Annotated in this window: 17 protein-coding genes; 9 read left to right on the forward strand and 8 right to left on the reverse strand. The window is 70.8% G+C overall.

What is annotated here, in order from left to right; translation table 11 throughout:
- The first annotated feature begins 59 nt into the window (after positions 1–59).
- Both ABD355_RS00975 and ABD355_RS00980 read left to right on the forward strand, forming a co-directional pair.
- Positions 60–1,469, forward strand: coding sequence for a phytoene desaturase family protein (locus tag ABD355_RS00975; RefSeq protein ID WP_344398003.1), 1,410 nt, complete (start codon positions 60–62; stop codon positions 1,467–1,469).
- Entirely contained in the window at positions 1,466–1,978 is a 513-nt protein-coding gene (locus ABD355_RS00980) for an O-acetyl-ADP-ribose deacetylase (protein ID WP_344398004.1), read from the forward strand. Before ABD355_RS00975 ends, ABD355_RS00980 begins: the two co-directional genes overlap by 4 nt.
- A 659-nt stretch (positions 1,979–2,637) precedes the next feature.
- On the opposite strand, the gene ABD355_RS00985 is transcribed toward ABD355_RS00980, so the two are convergent.
- A complete protein-coding gene (locus ABD355_RS00985) occupies positions 2,638–3,291 on the reverse strand; it encodes a FadR/GntR family transcriptional regulator (RefSeq protein ID WP_425585689.1) in 654 nt (217 codons plus the stop codon).
- Between the two features lie 92 nt (positions 3,292–3,383).
- Between ABD355_RS00985 and ABD355_RS00990 the strand changes: the two genes are divergently transcribed.
- From ABD355_RS00990 to upp, 5 genes are all read left to right on the forward strand, one after another.
- Positions 3,384–4,637: a CynX/NimT family MFS transporter gene (locus ABD355_RS00990; RefSeq protein WP_344398005.1), complete on the forward strand. Its 1,254-nt coding sequence runs from the start codon at positions 3,384–3,386 to the stop codon at positions 4,635–4,637.
- A 375-nt stretch (positions 4,638–5,012) separates the two neighbouring features.
- Positions 5,013–9,155: an amino acid adenylation domain-containing protein gene (locus ABD355_RS00995; RefSeq protein WP_344398006.1), complete on the forward strand. Its 4,143-nt coding sequence runs from the start codon at positions 5,013–5,015 to the stop codon at positions 9,153–9,155.
- Positions 9,156–9,193: 38 nt separating this feature from the next.
- Entirely contained in the window at positions 9,194–10,147 is a 954-nt protein-coding gene (locus ABD355_RS01000) for a pseudouridine-5'-phosphate glycosidase (RefSeq protein WP_344398007.1), read from the forward strand.
- Positions 10,144–12,141, forward strand: coding sequence for an HAD-IA family hydrolase (locus ABD355_RS01005; protein ID WP_344398008.1), 1,998 nt, complete (start codon positions 10,144–10,146; stop codon positions 12,139–12,141). Before ABD355_RS01000 ends, ABD355_RS01005 begins: the two co-directional genes overlap by 4 nt.
- Before the next feature lie 61 nt (positions 12,142–12,202).
- Positions 12,203–12,910, forward strand: a complete 708-nt coding sequence (gene upp, locus ABD355_RS01010; protein ID WP_344398009.1) for a uracil phosphoribosyltransferase — start codon at positions 12,203–12,205, stop codon at positions 12,908–12,910.
- A 696-nt stretch (positions 12,911–13,606) separates the two neighbouring features.
- Here the strand turns inward: upp and ABD355_RS01015 are convergent.
- The 7 genes from ABD355_RS01015 to ABD355_RS01045 form a co-directional block, all read right to left on the reverse strand.
- On the reverse strand, positions 13,607–14,212 hold the full coding sequence (locus tag ABD355_RS01015; protein ID WP_344398010.1) for a dihydrofolate reductase family protein: 606 nt from the start codon (positions 14,210–14,212) through the stop codon (positions 13,607–13,609).
- 87 nt (positions 14,213–14,299) lie between these two features.
- Positions 14,300–14,818: a hypothetical protein gene (locus ABD355_RS01020; RefSeq protein ID WP_344398011.1), complete on the reverse strand. Its 519-nt coding sequence runs from the start codon at positions 14,816–14,818 to the stop codon at positions 14,300–14,302.
- A 17-nt stretch (positions 14,819–14,835) separates the two neighbouring features.
- Positions 14,836–15,120 carry a hypothetical protein gene (locus tag ABD355_RS01025; protein WP_344398012.1) on the reverse strand — a complete coding sequence of 95 codons (285 nt, stop codon included), beginning with the start codon at positions 15,118–15,120 and terminating at the stop codon, positions 14,836–14,838.
- Positions 15,121–15,165: 45 nt separating this feature from the next.
- Complete coding sequence (locus tag ABD355_RS01030; RefSeq protein ID WP_344398013.1) at positions 15,166–15,930, reverse strand: hypothetical protein; 765 nt, start codon at positions 15,928–15,930, stop codon at positions 15,166–15,168.
- 578 nt (positions 15,931–16,508) lie between these two features.
- Positions 16,509–18,359 (reverse strand): M1 family metallopeptidase, encoded by a 1,851-nt coding sequence (locus ABD355_RS01035; protein WP_344398014.1) that lies wholly within the window; start codon positions 18,357–18,359, stop codon positions 16,509–16,511.
- 368 nt (positions 18,360–18,727) lie between these two features.
- Positions 18,728–19,693: a M56 family metallopeptidase gene (locus tag ABD355_RS01040; RefSeq protein WP_344398015.1), complete on the reverse strand. Its 966-nt coding sequence runs from the start codon at positions 19,691–19,693 to the stop codon at positions 18,728–18,730.
- A 79-nt stretch (positions 19,694–19,772) separates the two neighbouring features.
- Positions 19,773–20,198 carry a BlaI/MecI/CopY family transcriptional regulator gene (locus tag ABD355_RS01045; protein WP_344398017.1) on the reverse strand — a complete coding sequence of 142 codons (426 nt, stop codon included), beginning with the start codon at positions 20,196–20,198 and terminating at the stop codon, positions 19,773–19,775.
- A 119-nt stretch (positions 20,199–20,317) separates the two neighbouring features.
- Between ABD355_RS01045 and ABD355_RS01050 the strand changes: the two genes are divergently transcribed.
- Positions 20,318–20,983: a DedA family protein gene (locus tag ABD355_RS01050; protein WP_344398018.1), complete on the forward strand. Its 666-nt coding sequence runs from the start codon at positions 20,318–20,320 to the stop codon at positions 20,981–20,983.
- Positions 20,980–21,585 (forward strand): phosphatase PAP2 family protein, encoded by a 606-nt coding sequence (locus ABD355_RS01055; RefSeq protein WP_344398019.1) that lies wholly within the window; start codon positions 20,980–20,982, stop codon positions 21,583–21,585. Before ABD355_RS01050 ends, ABD355_RS01055 begins: the two co-directional genes overlap by 4 nt.
- Positions 21,586–21,590 lie beyond the last annotated feature (5 nt).

Below are 21,590 nucleotides of genomic sequence, written 5' to 3' on the forward strand. Positions count from 1 at the left end.
CCGGCATATGCTGATCCTCAGAGGCCATCGGCTGACGAAGGGGTCCGAAGGTGCCGTCGATGCTCGATGCTGTCGTGGTGGGTGCGGGGCCGAACGGACTGACGGCCGCCGTGGAACTGGCCCGCCGCGGCTTCTCCGTGGCGGTGTTCGAGGCCCGTGACACCGTCGGCGGAGGAGCCCGCACCGAAGAGCTCACCCTGCCCGGCTTCCGGCACGACCCGTGCTCCGCGGCCCACCCCCTCGCCATCAACTCCCCGGCGTTCCGCACCATGCCCCTGGAGCGGTACGGCCTGGAGTGGCTGCACGCCGAACTGCCCATGGCGCACCCCTTCACCGACGGCACCGCCGCCGTGCTGTCCCGCTCGGTCGCCGAGACGGCCGCGTCCTTCGGCCCGCGGGACGCGGGCGCCTACCGCAGGCTGGTCGCCCCCTTCCTCCCCAAGTGGGACACCCTGGCCCGGGACTTCATGTCCCTGCCGCTCACCGCGCTGCCGCGCGACCCGGTGACCCTCGCCCGCTTCGGCCTGGTCGGCCTGCCCCCGTCGGCCTGGCTGACCCGCCGCTTCCAGGACGAGAAGGCCAAGACCCTGTTCGCGGGCCTCGTCGCACACGTCATGGCCCCGCTGAACGGCTTCGCCACGGGCGCCATCGGCCTGGTCTTCGCTCTGGCCGCCCACGCGCGCGGCTGGCCCGTGGCCCGCGGCGGCTCCCAGTCCATCTCCGACGCGCTCACCGCGTACCTCAAGGACCTGGGCGGCCTGGTCCACACGGACTACGAGGTCAAGCGCCTCGACGACCTGCCGCCCGCCCGCGCCTACGTCTTCGACACCTCACCCACCGCCCTGGCCCGCATCGCGGGCTTCGGCCGCTACTACGAGGGCTACAAGTACGGCCCCGGAGTCTTCAAGGTGGACTACGCGCTGGACGGCCCGGTGCCGTGGACCGCCGAGGAGGCCCGCGCCGCCGGCACCGTGCAGATCGGCGCGGACAGCGCGGAGATCGGCGCCGCCCTGACGGCGGCCTCCCGGGAGGGCAGAGCACCCGACAAACCCTTCATGATCACCGTCCAGCCCGGCGTCGTCGACCCCACCCGCGCCCCCGAGGGCAAACAGGTCTTCTGGGCCTACGGCCATGTCCCCAGCGGCTGGACGGGAGATCTCACGGACGCCATGGAACGCCAACTGGAGCGCTTCGCGCCCGGTTTCCGCGATCGCGTCCTCGCCCGCGCCACCGCGGGACCGCCCGAACTCGCCGCCCGCAACGCCAACTACATCGGCGGCGACATCGCCTCCGGCGCGGTCTCCGGACTCCAGATCCTGCTGCGCCCCAAGCTCTCCCTGTCCCCGTACAGCACCCCCCACCCGGCCGTCTTCATCTGCTCCTCGGCCACCCCACCGGGCCCGGGGGTACACGGCATGTCGGGGCACAACGCGGCGAAGGCGGTCTGGAGGAGGCTGAGGCAGACATGACGCCGACCATCACGCTCGCCAAGGGTGACATCACCCGCGAGAGTGCCGACGCGATCGTCAACGCCGCGAACTCCTCCCTGCTCGGCGGCGGAGGAGTCGACGGCGCCATCCACCGCCGTGGCGGCCCCGCGATCCTCGAGGAGTGCCGCAAACTCCGCGCCTCGCAGTACGGCAAGGGCCTGGCCACCGGCCAGGCGGTCGCCACCACCGCCGGTGACCTGGACGCACGCTGGGTGATCCACACGGTGGGCCCGGTCTGGCGGATCGGCGGCGGCGATGCCTCGCTCCTTGCCTCGTGCTACCGGGAGTCTCTGCGTGTGGCCGACGAGTTGGGTGCCCGTACGGTCGCGTTCCCGGCGATCTCCACCGGCGTGTACCGGTGGCCGATGGAGGATGCGGCGCGTATCGCCGTGGAGACGGTGCTGAACACACCCACGGACGTCGAAGAAGTGCGGTTCGTCCTCTTCGATGACCGGGCGTACGAGGCGTTCTCCCGGCAACTCGGCTAACGGAAAGCACGGTGGTACATCACCCACTGCCCTTGAGCCCCCCGGCAGGCGGGAATTGGACAGGCCGGCGTCCCTAGCAGGGACGCCGGCCTGTCCGGCGTTGTGATGTTGCCTGCCGGCAGAGGCTGGACACGGGATGACCCGGAGCTGCTGCCGGGGAGCATGATGCGGTGGGCGACGACGGTGGCCGTCTATCTGGGCGGGCACCCTCCCGATGCCGGAGCAAACCCCGGATCAGGTCGAACCCGTACGCCATTCCCCTGGACGCAGCCAGGTGCCAAGGGGAGTGTGCCGCTCCACCGAACCGGGTATCGACTGGCCGGCTACCTCTGAGGAAGATCGCCAATCACCGTTGACCACAAGCTGCTCACCGGCGGACTGGTTCCGCGCGGCCCGTACGGGCCGGTGCAGGACTGCCTCGGCGGTGTCTTGGGCGATCGACGCGTTCCTGGAATGTGCGTCCGGATCGTCTCCGGGTTCGCGGCCGGCGGGCCCAGGTCGCCATGATGCACAAGATCGCCATCGCGATCCGGCGCATTCTCCACGACAGGACCAGTTACCAGGACCTCGGGGCCGACCACTTCACCCGACGTGAGTCCGAACGCGCCGGCCGGCCCGGACGCGCGCTCCGGCCGGTGGGAGCTCTCCCCCCGGCCGGCTCAGTCCATGTAGGAGGCCGCCTCGCTCGCCGCGCGGTCGGCGTCGCGGTCGCGGATGGCGTCGACGAGCGCGTCATGGTCCTGGAACTGCTCGGAGCGCAGCTCCGAGCCGAAATGGTCCAGGAGGGAGTCGCGGATGACCTCGCCGAGGTCGGCGTGGAGTCCGGCGAGCACCGTGTTCTGGGAGGCGGTGACGACGGCGAGGTGGAAGGCCACATCGGCGTTGACGAAGGCCACCGGGTCGTCGGCGGTCCATGCGTCCTGCCGCTGCCGGAGCGCGTGCTCCAGCCGCTCCAGGTCGTCCTCCGTGCGGCGTTGACAGGCGAGACGGGCCGCACGCACCTCAAGGGCGCTGCGGACGTCGACTATGTCCTCCGTTCTGGCCTTCTCGAAGCGGTTGCGCATCATGCCGGCGAGTTCGCTGGTGGCCTGGACGTAGGAGCCGGAGCCGTGCCGGATGTCGAGCAGCCCGGTGTGCGCGAGGGCCCGGATGGCCTCGCGCACGGTGTTGCGGGCGACGTTGAGCTGTTCGACGAGCTCGGTCTCGGTGGGGATGCGGCTGCCGACGGGCCAGGCGCCTGAGGTGATCTGCTCGCGAAGCCGGGCGATCACTTGGTCGCCCAGTGCTTGGCGGCGGACAGGTCCCATGGTCATGACGCCAAGCGTACGCCAGATCCGTCAGTCATCCTATGACTCTACGAGAATCACTGGACATCCAGTCATGGGATGACTCTATGATGGGGTCCATGACAACGGATGAGGTCAACAAGAGCGCCTCTCGTTCCACCGCGGCCCAAGCCAGCCCCGCCATGAGGGGGTTGCGCCGCACCGCCGTGGTGGCGCTGGTCCTGGCCGCCCTGAATCTCCGCCCGGGGGTCACCAGCCTCGGGCCCGTCCTGGAAGAGGTCCGGGACAGCCTCGACATGAGCGGCTCGGTGACCGGGCTGGTGACCTCGATCCCCGCGGCGTGTTTCGCCGTGGTCGGCTCCACGGCCCCGCTGCTGGCCCGCCGCTTCGGTGCGAGCGCCGTCATCGCGGCGGCCGGCGGCGTGCTCGCTCTGGGTCTGGCGCTGCGGCCGTTCGCCTTCGACCCGGTGCTGTTCGTGGCGCTGACCGCGCTGTCGCTGGCCGGCATCGCGGTGGCCAATGTGCTGCTGCCGATGGTGGTGAAGCAGCGCTTCCCCGACCGGGTGGGCGCCATGACGGGCCTGTACTCGATGGCGCTGAACGTGGGCGCGTCGTCCGCGGCGGCGCTCACGGTTCCCCTGTCGGAGGCTTTCGGCGGCGACTGGCGGTACGGCCTGGGCGCCTGGTCGGTCCTCGCGGCCCTGTCCGTGCCACCCTGGCTGGCCCTGGCCCTGGCCCGGGGCCGGCAGGAGCCGCACCCGGGACACACCGGCAGCGCGGTCGGCCCGCCGCCCGCTGCCGAGGGCCGGCTCTCGCGCGACCCCACGACCTGGGCACTCGCCGTGTACTTCGGGCTCCAGGCGAGCTCCGCCTACATCATCATCGGCTGGCTGCCCCAGATCTACCGGGACGCGGGACTCTCCCCGGGCACCGCGGGACTGCTGTTCTCGGTGTCCTCCCTGCTGGGCGTGCCCCTGTCCTTTGTGCTGTCAGCCATGGCCGGCCGACTGCGCAACCAGAGCGGGCTCGCCGCCGGGATCGGGGTGTGCGGCTTCGCCGGATTCGCCGGTCTCTGGTTCGACCCCGCCGTCGCACCATGGCTGTGGGCGATCCTGCTGGGCATCGCCAACTGCTCCTTCCCCCTCGCCCTGACGATGATCGGAATGCGGGGCCGAGACGGCGCGACCGTCGCCCGGCTCTCCGGTTTCGTGCAGAGCCTCGGCTACGCGCTGTCCATTCCCGGCCCCCTTGTCGTGGGTGTTCTCTACGGCCACGCGGACGGCTGGCGGCTGCCGCTGTCCTTCGTACTGCTGCTGACCCTGATCCAGATTGTGGCCGCTATTCCCGCGGGCCGCGACAGGCCAATCGGCTGAACCACTCGGGCTCGGCAGAAAATCGCTTCACAGGTACGGCCTAATCTCCGCGTTCCGCCCTGTGTATATCTGTCGCAGACCTGCGGAAATGTCTTGCGGAGATAGTATGCAACAACACCCACTTGTGGCGCGCATCGGTTTTTCGTGATAATTCTTATCGAACTGCGCGACAGCAGTCCGGAACTCCTATTAGGATTTCGATGGCGGGCCCCCAGGTAATTCTTACCGGGTTCAGGTTCCGCAGAGCCACGCCAGCCGCACTGGGCTGGCGAGTAATTCCGAGTACCGCACCAGGAAAGAACGCGAAGTTCGAGGCGCCGTTTCGTCCTCACCATGGACGCCGCCCTCCCAAGACGCGGAAAAAGGAAGACCCCCATGAGTTTAGAAACCGCCCCCTGCTCCCGTCGTGCCGCCTCCGGCCTGCCCGACGTGCTGCGCAGCCGGGCACAAGCGGCCCCCGACCGGATCGCCGCCGTCCATGAACACCAGTCCCTGACCTTCGCCGAGCTGGTGGCGCGCAGTGAGCGGGTGGAGGCGCTGCTCCGGCAGGCGGGCGTGGGCCGGGACAGCCGGGTGGGCGTGTTCATGGAACCGTCGCTCGACCTGCTCACCGGTGTCTGGGGAATTTTGATGTCCGGCGGCTGCTATGTTCCGCTTTCCCCCGAATACCCGGAAGAGCGGATCGCATACATGCTGGCCGACGCCGGCGTGGATGTCGCCCTCACCCAGGAGAACCTCCGTCCCGCATTTCAGGAATTGGCTCCGGCCGGCGTCACGGTGCTCACTCTCGACGGAATATCGGAGGTCGCCGACGAGAACGGTCCGGCAGCGGTCCGGCCGGATTCCGGGGTGCGCCCCGACGACCTCGCCTACGTCATCTACACGTCCGGCAGCACCGGAAAACCGAAGGGTGTGATGGTCGAGCACCGCAGCATCGTGAGCCAGCTGGAGTGGCTGCACGACGAGTGCGGTATCGACGAGCGCGAAACGGTGCTCCAGAAGACGCCGATGAGCTTCGACGCCGCGCAGTGGGAATTACTGGCCCCTGCCTGTGGCAGCACGGTGGTGATGGGAGCCCCCGGCATATACCGCGATCCCGAGGCCATCATCACCACCGTCGAAAGGCACGGGGTGACGACGCTCCAGTGCGTACCCACTCTGCTCCAGGCGCTGCTGGACACCGAGAGGTTCCCCGTCTGCCGGACGCTGCGCCACATATTCAGCGGCGGCGAGGCGCTGTCCCGCAGCCTGGCCGCGCAGTGTCTGGACACCATGCCGGACGCCTCCCTGGTCAATCTCTACGGGCCCACCGAGTGCACCATCAACGCCTCGTCGTTCACCGTGGACCGGGCCGTGCTGGAGGACGGACCGCTCGTCATGCCGATCGGCACCCCGGTCCGCGACACCACGCTCTACGTGCTGAACCCGGACGGCGAGCCGGTCCCCGCCGGTGAGATCGGCGAGCTGTACATCGGCGGCGTACAGGTGGCCCGCGGCTACCTCGGCCGCCCGGACCTGACCGGCGACCGGTTCGTGGCCGATCGCTTCTCCGGCGTCCCCGGCTCCCGCCTCTACCGCACCGGGGACCTGGCCCACCTCAACGCCGACGGCACCGTGCAGTTCGTCGGACGCGCCGACAACCAGGTCAAGCTGCGCGGCTACCGCGTCGAGCTGGACGAGATCCGTCAGACCGTCGAGACCCACGACTGGGTCCGCGCCGCGGCCGTCCTGCTCCGCGACGACGCCACCACGGGCTTCCAGAACCTCGTCGCGTTCGTCGAGCTCAACCCCAAGGAAGCCGCCCTGATGGACCAGGGCAACCACGGCTCCCACCACCAGTCCAAGCACAGCCGACTCCAGGTCAGGGCCCAGCTGGCGCACCCCGGCTGCCGCGACGACGCCGATCTGGCCGGGCGCCCCGCGGTGGACCTCCCCGGCGCCGAGGCCACGCCCGCGCAGCGCGCCCTCGCCTTCTCCCGCAAGACCTACCGCTTCTACGAGGGCGGCAAGGTCACCCGGGACGACATCCTGCGCCTGCTCGCCCCGCGACCCCGCCCGTTGCCGCCGGCCCGCACCTCCGAGACCATCGGCGCCGTCGAACTCGGCACCGTCCTACGGAACTTCGGCCGCCACCTCAGCGACCAGCGGCTGCTCCCCAAGTACGCCTACGCCTCCCCCGGCTCCCTGTACGCCACGCAGCTGTACGTGGAGATCGGCGCCGGGCACGACATCCCCGCGGGCGTGTACTACTACCACCCGCTCCACCACCGGCTCGTGCTCATCGGCGCCGCCGACGAGACGTCCACCGCCCGGGTGCGGGTCCACTTCCTCGGCAAGCACGGCGCCATCGAGCCGGTCTACCGCAACAACATCCGCGAGGTCCTGGAGATCGAGGCGGGTCATATGGTCGGCCTCTTCGAGGAAGTGCTGCCAGCCCACGGCCTGCGCATCGTCGCCGCCGAGCACCGGCCCGCCGTCAAGCACCGCCTGGACTGCGCCCCCGAGGACCACTACCTGGGCAGCTTCGACCTGCTCCCGCTGGACCGGGACACGGCGGACGGCGACGCGGACGGCGACGCCTTCGACATCTACGTGCAGGCCCACTCCGCCCGGGTCGAGGGCCTGGCGCAGGGGCAGTACCGCTACGCCGGGGGCGACCTCGTCCGGGTCGGCGCCGACGTGATCCTCAAGAAGCACGTCATCGCCATCAACCAGCGCGTGTACGAGCGCTCCGACTTCGGCGTCAGCCTGGTCGCCACCCACACCGAGTCCTGGCGGCACTACCTCGACCTGGGCCGTAGGCTCCAGCGCCTCCAGATGAACGACCTCCACCTCGGCTTCATGTCCTCGGGCTACAGCTCCAAGTCGGGCGACGACCTGCCGTCGGCCAAGCGGCTGGGCCGCATCCTCGCCGACCACGGGCTGCCGTCCGGACCGTCCTACTTCTGCGTCGGCGGCCGGGTCAGCGCCGAGCAGTGGGGCGGCGAGGACATGAAGGAAGACGTGGTCCACATGCAGGGGCCGGCCGAGCTGATCAAGGAGGACCTGGCCACCCTGCTCCCGCGCTACATGCTGCCCAACCGGATCGTCGTCCTGGACCGGCTGCCGCACACCGCCAACGGCAAGATCGACATCAAGGCCCTCCAGGCCACCCAGGAGGACGAACTGGCCGTCGGAGGAAGGACCTTCGTCGCGCCCGCCACTCCGCTGGAGCGGCGTATCCGGGACATCTGGCAGGCGGTGCTCAAGCGGGACCAGGTCTCCGTCGCCGACGACTTCTTCGAGCTGGGCGGCAACTCACTCCTCGCCGTGGCCCTGGTCGGTCGCCTCAACGCCGACTTCGGCGGCTCGGTCCCGCTGCAGATCCTCTTCGAGGCGCCCACGGTGCAGAAGCTCGCGGTGCACCTGGAGGCCGCCTCGCCCCGGCCGGCCTCCCGTCTGGTGCCGCTCCAGCCCGAGGGCCGGGGCACCCCGCTGTACTGCTGGCCCGGCCTCGGCGGCTACCCCATGAACCTGCGCCCGCTGGCCGCGTCCCTCGGCATCGAGCGGCCCGTGCACGGCATCCAGGCCCAGGGCATCAACCCCGGCGAGAAGCCGTTCGACAACGTTGCCGAGATGGCGGCGGCCGACGTCCGGGCGATCCGCGAGATGCAGCCCCACGGCCCCTATCTGCTCTGCGGCTACTCCTTCGGCGCCCGGGTCGCCTTCGAGGCGGCCCGCCAGCTGGAACAGGCCGGGGAGCAGGTGGAGCAGCTGTTCCTCGTGGCACCGGGACAGCCCCGGCTGCGTGCCGAGGACGCCGCGGGCGCGACCGGCCGGGCCGACTTCACCGACCGCGCCTTCCTCGCCCTGCTCTTCTCCGTCTTCGCCGGCACGCTCGACGGCCCGCGGCTGGACCGGTGCCTGGACACCGTCACCGACGAGGAGACCTTCGTCGCCTTCGTCACCGCGGACTTCCCCGGCCTCGGCGAGGACCTGGTGCGCTCCGTCACCGAGATCGTGCGGCGGACCTACTCCCTCACCTACGAGTTCCACGAGCTGCGCGGCGGCCGGCTCGACGCCCCGGTGACCCTCGTCAAGGCCACCGACGACAACTACTCCTTCATCGAGCACGAGGGCGGTTACTCCGCCCGGCCGCCCGCCGTCCACCAACTGCGGGCCGGTCACTACGAGCTGCTGCGCGCACCCCATGTCGAGCAGCTCGCCGCGATCCTGAACGACCGGCTGCCCGCCGGTGCCAGCGAGTCCCCCCGTCACAGCCGGCCTGCCCAGGCCACGATCCAGGAGGTCGGAGTGCCCCACATCAACATCAAGCACTTCCCGGTGGCCATCACCGAGGAGCAGGAGTCCGAGCTGGTCGCCGCGGTCACCGCGGCCGTGCGCGACGCCTTCGGCTGCACCGAGGATGTCGTCTCCGTCGCCTTGGAGCCCATCGACCAGGCGGTGTGGAACGAGCGGGTCTACATCCCCGAGATCGTCGCCCGTCAGGAACTGCTGCGCAAGACGCCGAACTACTGACCGCCGCCCGCAGCCGACGAGAGAGAGGACCCCTCATCATGACCAGCCCCGCAGCCCGGCGCCTCCCGGTCCCCCTGGTGTTCACCGACGAGGTGGCCACCGCGCTCGCCGCCGGTGACCCGGTGGTCGCCCTGGAGTCGAACGTCATCACCCACGGCCTGCCCTACCCCGACAACGCCGCCACCGCCCGCAAGGTCGAGGAGGCGGTGCGCGAGGGCGGCGCCGTGCCCGCCACCATCGGCATCGACGCCGGCCGCATCATGATCGGGATGACCGACGGTGACATCGAGCGGTTCGCCGACACCCCGGGCATCCCCAAGGTCAGCAGCCGGGACCTGGCCGCCGTCCTGGCGTCGGGCGGCACCGGCGCCACCACCGTCGCCTCCTCACTGGTCGCCGCCGAGCTGGCCGGCATCCCGTTCTTCTCCTCGGCGGGCATCGGCGGGGTCCACCGAGGTGCCGAGACCACCATGGACATCTCCTCCGACCTGGTCCAGTTCACCCGCTCCAAGGTGGCGGTGGTCTGCGCCGGCGCGAAGAAGATCCTGGACCTCGGGCTGACCCTGGAGTTCCTGGAGACCCACTGCGTCCCCGTCATCGCGCACGGCTCGGACGACTTCCCCGCCTTCTACTGCCGTTCCAGCGGGCTGCGCGCCCCGCAGCGGCTGGACGACCCGGACCTGATCGCCCGCGCCGTCGAGACCCACTGGGCGCTCGGCAATCCCGGCGGCGTCCTCGTCACCAGCCCGACCCGGCCCGAGGACGCCATCGACGAGGAGGACGTCGAGGCGGCCATCGCGGACGCGCTGCGCGGCGCAGCGGCGGACGGGGTGCGGGGCGGCGCCGTCACCAAGTACGTGATGCGCGCGGTGGACCGCGCCACCGAGGGGCGGTCCGCCCGCGCCAACACCGCCGTGCTCGTCCACACCGCACGTGTCGGCGGCCGGCTCGCGGCGGCCCACGCCCGGCTCCGGCGGGAGGAATCCCGGTGACCACGGCCCCGACGGCAGCGGCACCCTCGGCAACGCCCACGACGAACTCGCCGGTCCTGGCGGAGACGGAGAAGACAGTGCGGACCCTGACCGAAGCGGCGGCAGTGACGGATGACACCGTGCAAACGAGCGCCGACGGCGCCACCCCGACCCGGGTGGCCATGTTCGACCTCGACGGCACCCTCGTCGACTCGCCCCGGGCCATCGTGGAGACGTTCGCCGCCGCCTTCACGGCGCTGGGCCTCCCGCCCCGGGACCCGGCGGACGTGCGGGCCACCATCGGCCTCCCCCTGGAGCAGGCGTTCGGCAAGCTGCTGGGGGTGCCGCAGGACGACCCCTTGGTCGCCGAGGGCGTGGCCCGCTACCAGGAGGCGTTCCGCACGGTCATCCTGCCCCGCGCCCGCTCGCTGGTCTTCTCCGGCGTCGCCGAGGGCCTGGCCGCGCTGCGCGACCGGGGCATCGTGGTGACGGTGGCCACCAGCAAGTTCCACGCCAGCGCCGACGCCCTGCTCACCGCGGCCGGCCTGCGCGACCACGTCACCGTCCTGGTCGGCGCCGACGACGTCACCCACCCCAAGCCGCACCCCGAGTCCGGGCGGCTGATCCTGGACCGGCTCGGTGCGCTGCCCGAGCACGGGGTGATGGTCGGCGACACCACCCACGACCTGAAGATGGCCGGGGCGGCCGGTCTGGCGTCCGTGGCGGTGACCTACGGGGTGCACGAGCGGGCGGAGCTGGAGTCGGCCGCGCCGACCCACATCGCCGACGACTTTCCCCGGGCCGTGGAGCACATCCTCGCCACCCTGGCACCGGCCGACACCCGGAGCGTGGCGGACCTGCTGGACGACGACACCTACCACATCGAGTTCAACGGCCATCTCACCAACCACATCAAGCACGCCGTCGTCGCCCTCGCCGGCCTCGGGGTCGACCCCGGCCGGATCAGGGCCTACCACGACAACTACATCGCCCTCACGCCGTACGGCTGCCGGGTGGAGCCGGCCCGTCCCGCGCAGCGCGAGATCGACGACGACAATTGGCTCGAACTCCTCGGACAGCGCCAGGACTTCGCCGCGTACTGCGCCTTCTTCGACCGGCGCGAGCGGGAACTGGGGATGACCGGTCTGCTGCGCCGGTACATGCCCCGACTCCTCGCGGGCTGGGCCGGAGCGCTTCAGCACGCCACCATCCACCTGGGCTGGGCCCTGGACGCCGGCAACCGCCGGATGGCCATCGAGGGCATCGCCTACCTGGCCTTCGCCTACGTCGACTGCCACCCCGAGCGCGCCCTGGCCCCGGCCGCGCACGGCGCCGAACAGCCCCGCGACACCCTGCTGCGGATCGCCCGGCACTGGGAGGAGCACCAGCCCCGGCTCGGCGCCCGGATCGAGGACATGGTCGAGAGCGCCGGCAGCGGCATCCATCCCGAGCTGCGCCGCTCCGGGCTCCAGTACCGCATCGCCCGGATGCTCGGCGAGGGCCACCCGCTGATGCACGAGACGCCCTCCTGGATCGCCGCGCAGGACCCCGACACCAGTTGGGACCAGCTCGCCCACCTCGTCACCGTCCTCTATCTGACCGAGCCGGGCGACTTCCTCCTGCTGCACCTGGTCACCGCGCTGCACGCGATGCGGCACATCGCGGACGCACTGCCCGTCGAGGATCGCCGGCGCGCGGTCGCCTGCTACTGGACCGGCATCATCGGGGTGCTGTTCTCCCGTGGCCGCTTCGTCGCCCCGGCCAAGCTGACGGCGATCGACGGCCTCTTCGACACCGCCCTGGACGACGTGGCAGACCCGCGCTGGGCTCGCGAGTGGGATTGGCACATCGCGCGGGCCGTCGAGGAGGAAGAGGAGCACAACGCCAAGCTCGTCTACGTGATGCGCGAGCTGTGGCAGCGCTCGGGCGGCAGCTCCGTGTACCGCGTCGCCGCCGGTCAGTTCACCACCACCCCGGAGCTGCCGCCCACCTTCGAGCAGCCCCCGTCCGAGTGAGACCCGCACACCGCCCCGCTCCATCCCGCCCCGCTCCACCCCACCCACGAAGGAGCCACCGATGACCACCGCCCTGCGCCCCGTGACCACTGCCTCCGCCACCTCGGACACCTGCGGCCACTTCTTCGGCGCGAACGTTCACCTGCTCCCGCAGACCGACCAGCTCCGCGCCCTGCACACGGTCGTCCGCAACCGTGACGCCAGCCGTGAGGACTTCGTCTTCGGCGCCGGCCGGATCATCCGGATGCTCACCGAGGCGGCGCTGAACCTGCTGCCCTTCGAGCCGTACGACGTGACCACCCCGGTCGGCAGCACCTACCACGGCCTGCGCTTCGCGCAGAAGCTGATCGGGGTGCCGATCATCCGTGCCGGGGAGAGCATGGAGGCCGAACTGCGCGCCGTGGTCCCGGGCATCAGAATCGGCAAGATCCTCATCCAGCGCGACAAGACGACCAAGCAGCCGCACCTGTACTACACCGCCCTGCCGCAGGACATCGCGGACCGCCAGGTCCTCCTGCTCGACCCGATGCTGGCGACCGGCGGCACCGCCCTCGCGGCCATCGAGGTCCTGCGCGAGCTGGGTGTGCCGGAGGAGCACATCGTCTTCGTCAACTTCATCACCTGCCCCGAGGGCATCGCCGCCGTAGCCGACCGCTACCCCGGGGTCCGGATCGTGACCTCGGCCGTTGAGAACGGTCTCAACGAGCAGGCCTACATGCTGCCCGGCATCGGCGACTTCGGCGACCGGTACTTCGGGACCGACCGCTAGTCCTCGAGCAGTACTTCGTGGCTTGACCTGGGGAAACGTCGAGCCGGTGGGAGTGCAGCGGGCAGAGTGCCGTCACGGACGGCTCCTGCCCGCCCGCCCCTCTCGACGGAGTGCCCACGACGGCGACGGTGGCAGCGGAGGGCCGCCGCTTGGCGTCGGCGGGGCCCACGAGACCAGCTCAGCGCGCAGCTGCGGGCGCGGGGGACTCGGGCCGCGTGAGCCGCCAGAAGTCGCCGCCCTTCCGCCACAGCCAGCGCGATGACCTCGGCATCCTCATCTCCGCGAGCCCCACAACGGGGCTCCCGGCCTCCGATCCCGGCATGACTCATGAGCGCACCGCATGCACCTTCCGTCAGGTGCGAAGCCGGTGCCGGTCGAGGCGCCTCAACTGCACAGGCCAGGCGATGTGCGCCAGGGCAGCGCCGCGAGCACCTCGGCTGCTTCGAGGGTCGTCGAGATGGGCCGCTGCCGAGAATTCCTCCCGCGTCAGGCACGAGAAGACACTCGTCCCCCGGGCCCTCGCTGCCGCTCGGCCCTTCCGCCTGAGCCCGACCACGGGGCCGTCTACGGACGTCAAAGAAGTGCGGTTCATCCTCTTCGACGGCCGAGCGTACGACGCGTTCGCCAAGCGACTCGGCTGAGGAAGCCGTGGTGGGGCACACCAATTCCCCAGCCCCACCGGCGGACGGGGCGATGTCACGCAGGGGCGCCGAGCGGTGGGTGCTCGAGCACGCGGGGCTTGTACTCGACCAGTTGGATGCGGCCGTCGAAGGTGCGGTGCTCGATCATCTCGAGGGCGACGTCCGGATAGCCGTCGTAGATGCGTTCTTCGCCCGTGGCCCCGGTGATCACCGGGAACATCACGACCCGGAAGCGGTCGACGAGTCCCGCTCGTAGCAGGGACCGGCACAGGCTGAGGCTGCCGATCGTGCTGAGGAGCCCCGAGCCGCTCGACTTCATGGCGCGGACCGCCTCGACGGCGTCGTCGCGCACGAGCGTGGAGTTGGCCCACGTCAGTGGCTCCTCGAGTGTGGAGGAGAACACCACCTTCGACGCCTGCGTGAGCTCGTCCACGGAGGCCTCTTCCTCGGGCCTGAACTCGTCCTGGCCCTTCGGCACCTCGCCCGCGGCGAAGCCCGACATCAGGCGGTAGGTGTTCGCTCCCATCAGGTAGGCGGCCTTGGGCTGTTCGCCGAGCCATGCGAGGTACTCCGGGCCCTCCAGGCCCCAGAACCCGGGCCATCCCTCTCCCGATGCGTAGCCGTCGAGGGAGGTGATGAAGTCGACGAGAAGCTCCGACATGGCGGTGTCCTTTCCTGAGGTGTCACGAGCTTGGACCGGTCGGGAGCCACAAAATCATCGGCGGAGGCTCTGCCGCTCCCGCGTCTCCTAGAAGAAGAGGATGCGGAAGCGGCCGCCGCGGAAGATGTAGCGGGCGTAGAAGCCGCTCGCCGTGGCGACGAGGACGCTCAGCAGGAAGCCGCCGAAGTCGCCGTCCGCCAGCCCCTTCACCGCGGCGACGGCCCCGCCCGCCGTCACCAGGCACCAGAAGCCGCCGAAGATCGCCCGGGAGGCGGTCTCCCGCACGCCCAGCCGCTGCGCGGGCGGCCGTACCGGCATCGCCGGAGGCCCGAAGGCTCCCGCCGACACGAACGGCGATGCCACCGGCCTCGGCGGCGCGGAGGGCACCGGCGGCGCACCTTCCGGCATCGGGGGCACCGGCGCGGGCCGGTTGTGGTAGCCCAGCGTCTGGAACAGGTCCGGCCGGGGCCGGATCGACGTACGGTGGCCGCAGCCCCGGCACTGGGGGCCGAGCTCCAGCTTGTTGTGCTGCCGGCAGCCGGGGCGCAGACAGGTGGGCTGTCCGGGCCGGGCGTCGGTGGGCCCGTATGCGGTGTCGTCGGTCATGACCGTGCCCTCTCTCCCTACTCACCGTCGTCCGAGGCGCCGGTGGCCCCGGACCGGGTCGCGCCGAACGCGGCGGCGAGCAGGTAGAGCACCGCTCCCACCGGGATGATGAAGACGGCGACCGGGAAGTAGTACGTGCCCGAGGTCTGCTTGGCGACGTAGACGCCGTAGACCAGCAGGAACGCACCGCCGAGCACCGACCACGATCGGTCCTTCACGGTGATGTCGGGCAGCATCAGCCCGCAGACGAGAAGCACGATCCCCGAGATCACGGAGAAGACTTCGTAGACACCCCAATGCATGGTTGGTCCCCCTTGTCGGACGTTGGCACCTGCACTCCACGGACGTCAGAACTGGCCCTTGTACTTCTCGATCACCGAGCCCAGTGAGTCGTCCGGACGAAAGCTGCACTCGTAGCGGATGGCGGGCAGGGCGAGCGGGCTGCCGAAGCCGCCGAGCCCCTTGGACGTGGCGATGTCGACCAGGGCCTGTGACTCCGTCGCCTGGTCCTCGTTCAGGAAGTCCTTGCAGGTCGAGGAGCCGGTCAGGCCCGCGTCCTCGCCGCCGAGGATCGCCGGAACGGCCTTGAAAACGATGAGGATCAGCGCCAGGACGACCAGGGCGATCACCACGTAGCGCCCGACCGGGCTGTTGTGGGTGACGTCTCCCTCGTAGGTGTCGCCCTCATGCTGGTGGGTGACATCGCCTTCGTAGATCGAACCGGCTCCGTTGACCACGCGGTTGTGGTCGCCGTAGGTGTCGCGCCGGTCGCCGATCTGCGCGTCGCCGTCACGGCCGATGCTGATCGAGTTCACCCGCGTGCCGCCCGGCCGCTCGGCCTTCGCCCCGCGCACCGCCTCGGCGAGGGCGCTCCGGAAGTCCTCGTCCTCCTCCACCGCCTGTCTCAGCAGGTACTCGACGAGGGAGTTGTTGCGCGGGTCGCGGGCGAAGTCGTCCCACTGCCCGCCGTTGCCCCCGCGGCGCAGCCGGTCCGCGACCAGATCGGCCAGCAGCCGGGTCGCCACCCCCTGCGCGACCTGCCCCGCACCCGCGGCCGCCGATGTCATGTGCTGAGTCAGGACGCGGACAGCCTCGGCTGCCATGTCGCTCACGTGCATGGGTCCCCAGCCCTTTCCCCCGATGAGTGTGCGCCGGCCGTCAGACATGTCGGTCCGTCATGGGACGGAACGGCCAGAAGGCGCATACCGAAGGAGAGGAATGTAGCGGTCCGGAAGATGTGAAGGACGGGTGAAGTTATTGAGCTTTACGCAAGAGAGATATGTAACGGAACGGATAGGCATAGGTCATATGCCATTCATGTCATGGGATTCCGGGCGAAGTCGGTCGATCTCATCGACTCGAACCGCCACCGATGCACCGCCTGGGACACCAACTGCCCAGCGCAGTACGTGAGTTCAGGAAGAGGGGCAGCCAACAGTGCGCCCCGCCAGGCGACGATGAGGACGCGGTCCCGGGGGGCGCGGTTGATCACACGACGCAGGGGCGCGCGAGCGGCTCCTGCGCCCGCGCCAGGTCAGTAGTTCGCGCCCCCGCCTGTCTGCCGCCGGCGCCTTCCGCATCAACGTGACCGTCACGAGGCGGACCCGGGAGCTGATTTCAACCGCGCGCGAGGGTGAAAGGACCGGCGGGCCCGCGAGGCGTTCGCCGCGCGGGCCCGCCGGGCCGATGCTCAGCCGTCGATGCGGTGCGTGCTCCAGAAGGAGGTCAGGTCCGTGGTCGTGGCGGCCTGCGCGGCCGCCTTGAACTCGGCCGTGGTCGAGACGCCGTACCAGTGCGAAGTGGCGTAGTCCTTCAGCAACTTGGTCATCGCCGTGTCGCCGAGCAGCCGCCGCAGGTCGTGCAGGGCGCACTTGCCGTAGCCGTAGACGACGGTGGAGTAGCGGGACGAGTGGGCGTCCCAGTAGGCCATGGAGTTGGTGATCTTCTCCGCCGACGAGGCCCAGGAGACGCTGTTCCAGCAGTTCGTGCCGGTCTTGCCGAGGGCCAGGTCGGTGGCGTAGTCGGTGAACGCCTCGTCCAGCCAGGGGCTGTTGTACTCGTCGTCGCCGACGATGCCGTACCACCACTGGTGGCCGATCTCATGGGTGAGCGCGGTGGTGCTGACCAGGTCGAGGACGAACCCGGGGTACTCCATGCCGCCGAACCAGTAGTTGTTGTCGATCACCGCGTCCAACTCTCCGTACGGATACGCCCCGAAGCGCGCCGCATGGGCGTCCACGGCCGACTTGGCGGTGGAGAGCATCGACTGGGCGTCGGAGGAGCTGATGCCCGAGACGGAGTAGATGTTGATCGCGGTCCCGGCGGCCGAGGTGCCGGAGACCTTGCTGAACGGGCCGGCCGCCCAGGCGAAGTCACGCACCTTGGAGGCCGTCGCGGTGGTGACGGTACGGCCGCTGGAGCCCGGGGTGTCGGTCGAGGTGCCGGTGGCCGGTACCAGCAGGCTGCTCGGGTGGTCGAGGGTCACCTTGAAGTCAGCGGCCAGGGAGTAGAAGGACTCACCGTTGTTGGTGTACGGGTCCAGGTGCCAACCCGAGCCGTCCTTGACGGCGAGGACGGGCAGCGCGTTGCCGATGTTGTTGAAGGCGCCGTCGTGGCCGAACCGGTCGGCGCCGCTGGGCACGGTGATGCCCAGGTCGAAGCCGATCGTGGCGGACTGCCCCTGCGCCAGTGGCGTCGGCAGGGTGATCTGCAGGGCCGTGCAGGCGACGGACAGGGAACCCGCCGTACCGCCGGTGACGTTGGTGACCGTGATCGGCATGGCGTCGCAGGTGCCGTGGTAGTTGTCCCACAGCCTCAGGTACACCTCGCTCAGTGCGGTCGAGGAGGCGTTGGTGAAGGTCGCGCTCTCGTGGCCGGTCCACACCGTGCCGCTGGTGTTGCTGCTGAGGCTGACGGTGTACGAGGGCGTGGCGGGCGTGCGCGTGGAGTCCGCCGGCGGGGTACTGCCACCGGACGTGTCCAGGGCGATGTCGTCGAGGACGAAGCTGGTCTGCAGGCTGGAGTCCTCGCTGCCGGTGAAGGCGAGGCTCACGGTCTGCCCCGCGAACGCCGAGACGTCGAGGGTCTTCTTCACGTACCCGGTGTTCTCGTCGAGGTTCGAGTACGTCGCCAGCGTCGTGCTGCCGATCTTCGCCGTCAGCTTGTCGTACGCGGTGGACGAGGTCGTCTCGTCGGTGTCGATGTGGAGCCAGAAGGAGAGCGTGGCGGTGCTGCACCCGGACGGGATCGTGACGCTCTGCGAGAGGCTGTCGGTGTGGGTGCCGCCCGTTCCGTCCAGCCAGGCGTAGCTGGTGCCGCCGTGGGCGGTCTGGCCGGAACGGCTGGTGATGACGCTCGTCGAGGACTGGGTCCACGGCGAAGTGCCGCTCTCGAAGCCGCTGTTGCCGACCACCTGGGCCGGGGTGCAGGCTGCCGCGGCCGACGGGGCGGCTGTGGCGGGGGCGGCGGGAAGGGAGACGGCGGCCAGCGCGGCGACTGCCAGTGCGCGCATGGCGATGGATCTGTGGGGGGTCCTTCTCACGCGAAACTCCTTTGCGGCGGCCGGGATCCCGGCCTGCTCGGTGCCGCCCGGCCGGCTGGGGTGCGCCTGCGGACGGCAGTGGGCTGCGTGTATCGGTGGTGCGACCGCTGTAGCGTGGCAGATTTGTCGAGGGCATGCCATGAAAAGGGGGTGAAGCGGGTTGGGGTGATTGCCGGGAAATCGGCGCCAAGGGGGCTCTACCGGTGGGGGCGAGCGCACGAGTTCGTGGGAGGTCGCGCTCGGCCCCGGGATGCGGGAGCGGCTGCCGGACGCGCGCAGACGTCGACCTCGTGACCGGATTCATCGAAGGGGCGGCCCGCCGGTCTCCATGACCGCAGGCTCTACGGGGCTGTCAGGTCTGCGCGGGGTCAGTCGCCGTCACCGAGGACCGCGTGCCCGTGTTGCCCCTGCTCGCCCTGGGCGACCTCGATGCCCGCGTGCAGATCGGTGGCCGCGTCCAGCACCGCCGTCGCCGATACGGCCACGCAGGCCAGGAGCAGACAGGCCAGGGAGCGGGGGAGCATGCGGGTGGCGGGCGCAGGGGCGCTCAGGAGGGCGGTGACACGGCGGGGCACCGGGCCCGCCGTGGCGGTCAGCGACAGACGGGGGCGCGCGGAGGGGCCCGCCGCACGGGCCGCGAGGGCGGCGCGGCCGACGGCTCGGGCGGTGAGCGCGCGGTCGCCCGTCGCCTGCGCCGCGGACTCGTCGGCCCAGCGCTCCAGGGCGTACGAGAGCGGGGCGCGCAGGCCGCGCAGGGCGGGGTGCAACGCGACGGCGAACTCCGCGGCCGCGAGGAAGACGTGGTGGCGGCCGGTGAGATGGGCGCGCTCGTGGGCGAACAGCACCTCGCGTTCGCCGGCACTGAGGGCGCGCAGCATTCCCGTCGTCACCACGATGCGGCCGGGCCGCCCGGGCAGGGCGTAGGCCTCGGGCCTGTCGTCGTGCCGCACGCAGAGATCGCCGGCGCTCGCGCCACTGCGGAACTGCCGGTGCGCGGCGCGCAGTTCGCGCAGGTGGCGGCGGGCCCGGTCGAGGACCAGGGCGCCGAGACCCGTCAGCGCGAGGGCGGCCAGCACCGCGGCCGGCACGGTGGTGGGCGAGCCGGCGCCCAGCAGATGCGGGGAGAGGCGTGCCGCCTCGGCGACGAAGGGCAGGCGCAGGGCGCCGGCCAGGGCCAGTATGCCCAGTGCCGCCGTACTGGAGAGGGCGAGGACCAGCGCGAGAGTCGTCAGCGCCCAGGCGGCCGTCCGCGGCCGCAACTGCTCGGCACCACGCCGGGCCACGGGCACGGCGAGCAACGGCATGAGCAGCGGAAGCCAGACGGCGTAGATCACGGGATTCCTCCAGGGGCCTGAGGACCGTAGTCGACCAGCTTACGCGCCGCAGCCGACAACAAGATCCCTAAGGCGCCGTTCACACGCTGTCCTCACCGCCCTCCTGGCCGCCCTCCAGGAGCGTGCGCAGCAGCTGTTCGTCCTCCGGGCTCAGATCGGAGACGAAGCGGGCGAGGACGGTGCCGCGGTCCTCGTCCTTGTCGAGTTCGGCGTGCATACGGCGGGCCGTGAGGCCGGGGGAGTCCTGGGCCGGTGCGTAGGCGTAGCCGCGGCCGGAGCGCGCGCGGGTGACCGCGCCCTTGGCGTGCAGACGTGTGAGGATCGTGGTCACCGTGGTACGGGCGAGACCGCCGCCGAGCTCCAGCTGGACGGCACCGGGCGTGAGCGGCGCGTCGGCGGCCCACAGTGCGGCCAGCACGCTCGCTTCGAGCTCGCCGGCCGGCCGTCGGTCCGTGCGCCCGTCGACCGGGCCGTCGACCGGCTCGTCAATCTGCCCCTGGGGCATGGGAACACTCCTCGGCTCTCATTCGTCTACAGTTCAGTAGACGGTCTACATGACTGTAGTCGCAAGGTGCGGGTCCGTGCCCGCTCCGTCCACGTCCCAGTATGAGAGGGGTCGCCTCCGTGGCAGCTGCCCAGTTCGCCGTAGCCCAAGCGGTGAACGTCCTGGATGCCGGATCCCTGCTGTCCGCCTTCGGCGCGTTCGGTATCGCGGTCGTCATGTTCGCCGAGACCGGCCTGCTGGTCGGTTTCTTCCTGCCCGGCGACTCGCTGCTGTTCACGGCCGGGCTGCTGTGCGTCCCCGGTGTCCATGGATCCGTGCACCTGTCACTCCCGCAGGTGCTGGCCGCCGCCGTGGTCGGCGCACTGCTCGGTGCCCAGACGGGGTACTGGCTCGGGCGGCGCGGCGGCCGCGCGCTGCTGGCGCGCAGCCGTGCGAAGAAGCTGCACGAGGGCGCGGCGCGGGCCGAGGAACTGCTCGCACGCTACGGACATGCCAAAGCGGTGGTCCTGGCCCGCTTCGTGCCGGTCGTGCGCACCGTGCTGAACCCGCTGGCGGGGGCGCTCGACGTGCCGGTGCGGGTCTTCACCCTGTGGCAGGTGATCGGTGGCCTCGTCTGGACGATCGGACTGGTGCTGGGTGGTTACGCGCTGGGTTCCTCGGTGCCCAACGTCGACCGCTACCTGCTGCCGCTGGTCGCCCTCGTGGTCGTCCTCTCCTTGACCCCGATCGCTCTCGAGGCCCGGCGCGCCCGCGCCCGCCGCGCCTCCGAGGGGGCCTCCTCGTGACCGGTCTCGCCTTCGGCGGCGCCTCGGTGGACGGCGGCGCGTACACCTGGATCACCGGCCTCGCCCGTCACACCCCGCATGCAGTGAACACCGTGATCGCCGCCTGGTCCGACTACGGCCTCGCGCTGTTCGGCGCGCTGATGCTTGCCGCGTGGTGGTGGGCCCGCAGTGCGGGGGAGGCGCGGATGGTCCGGGCGCTGGCGGCCCCTGTGGTCGTGGTGGTCTGTTACGTGGTCGATGTGCTGGTCAAGTCGGCCGTCGCCGAACGCAGACCGTGCCGGACGCTGCACACGGTGACGGTCGAGGCGTGCCCGGCCGCGGGCGACTGGTCGTTCCCCAGCAACCATGCGGTGATCGCCGGGGCCGCCGCGGCCGCCCTGTGGCTCGCCCACCGGCGCCTCGGCTGGATCGCGGCCCTGGCGGCCGTCCTGATGGCCGCCTCCCGGGTCTGGATCGGCGTGCACTATCCGCATGACGTGATCGTGGGCCTGGCATTCGGCGCGGCCCTCGCCTGGCCTCTCACTCTCCTGGCGGACCGCGCCGCCCCCCTTGTCACCCGGGCGGCCGCCACCCGGCTCAGGCCGCTGGTGACGGCTTCATGATCGGG

Origin of the sequence: Streptomyces longisporus (assembly GCF_039532765.1) — a bacterium.
GTDB lineage: Bacteria > Actinomycetota > Actinomycetes > Streptomycetales > Streptomycetaceae > Streptomyces > Streptomyces longisporus.

Coding starts and splice junctions, on each gene's coding strand:
- ABD355_RS00975 (WP_344398003.1), top strand. CDS start 60: ATGCTCGATGCTGTCGTGGTGGGTGCGGGGCCGAACGGACTGACGGCC.
- ABD355_RS01015 (WP_344398010.1), bottom strand. CDS start 14,212: ATGTCGGAGCTTCTCGTCGACTTCATCACCTCCCTCGACGGCTACGCA.
- ABD355_RS00995 (WP_344398006.1), top strand. CDS start 5,013: ATGAGTTTAGAAACCGCCCCCTGCTCCCGTCGTGCCGCCTCCGGCCTG.
- ABD355_RS01020 (WP_344398011.1), bottom strand. CDS start 14,818: ATGACCGACGACACCGCATACGGGCCCACCGACGCCCGGCCCGGACAG.
- upp (WP_344398009.1), top strand. CDS start 12,203: ATGACCACCGCCCTGCGCCCCGTGACCACTGCCTCCGCCACCTCGGAC.
- ABD355_RS01045 (WP_344398017.1), bottom strand. CDS start 20,198: ATGCCCCAGGGGCAGATTGACGAGCCGGTCGACGGCCCGGTCGACGGG.
- ABD355_RS01025 (WP_344398012.1), bottom strand. CDS start 15,120: ATGCATTGGGGTGTCTACGAAGTCTTCTCCGTGATCTCGGGGATCGTG.
- ABD355_RS00990 (WP_344398005.1), top strand. CDS start 3,384: ATGACAACGGATGAGGTCAACAAGAGCGCCTCTCGTTCCACCGCGGCC.
- ABD355_RS00985 (WP_425585689.1), bottom strand. CDS start 3,291: ATGACCATGGGACCTGTCCGCCGCCAAGCACTGGGCGACCAAGTGATC.
- ABD355_RS01000 (WP_344398007.1), top strand. CDS start 9,194: ATGACCAGCCCCGCAGCCCGGCGCCTCCCGGTCCCCCTGGTGTTCACC.
- ABD355_RS00980 (WP_344398004.1), top strand. CDS start 1,466: ATGACGCCGACCATCACGCTCGCCAAGGGTGACATCACCCGCGAGAGT.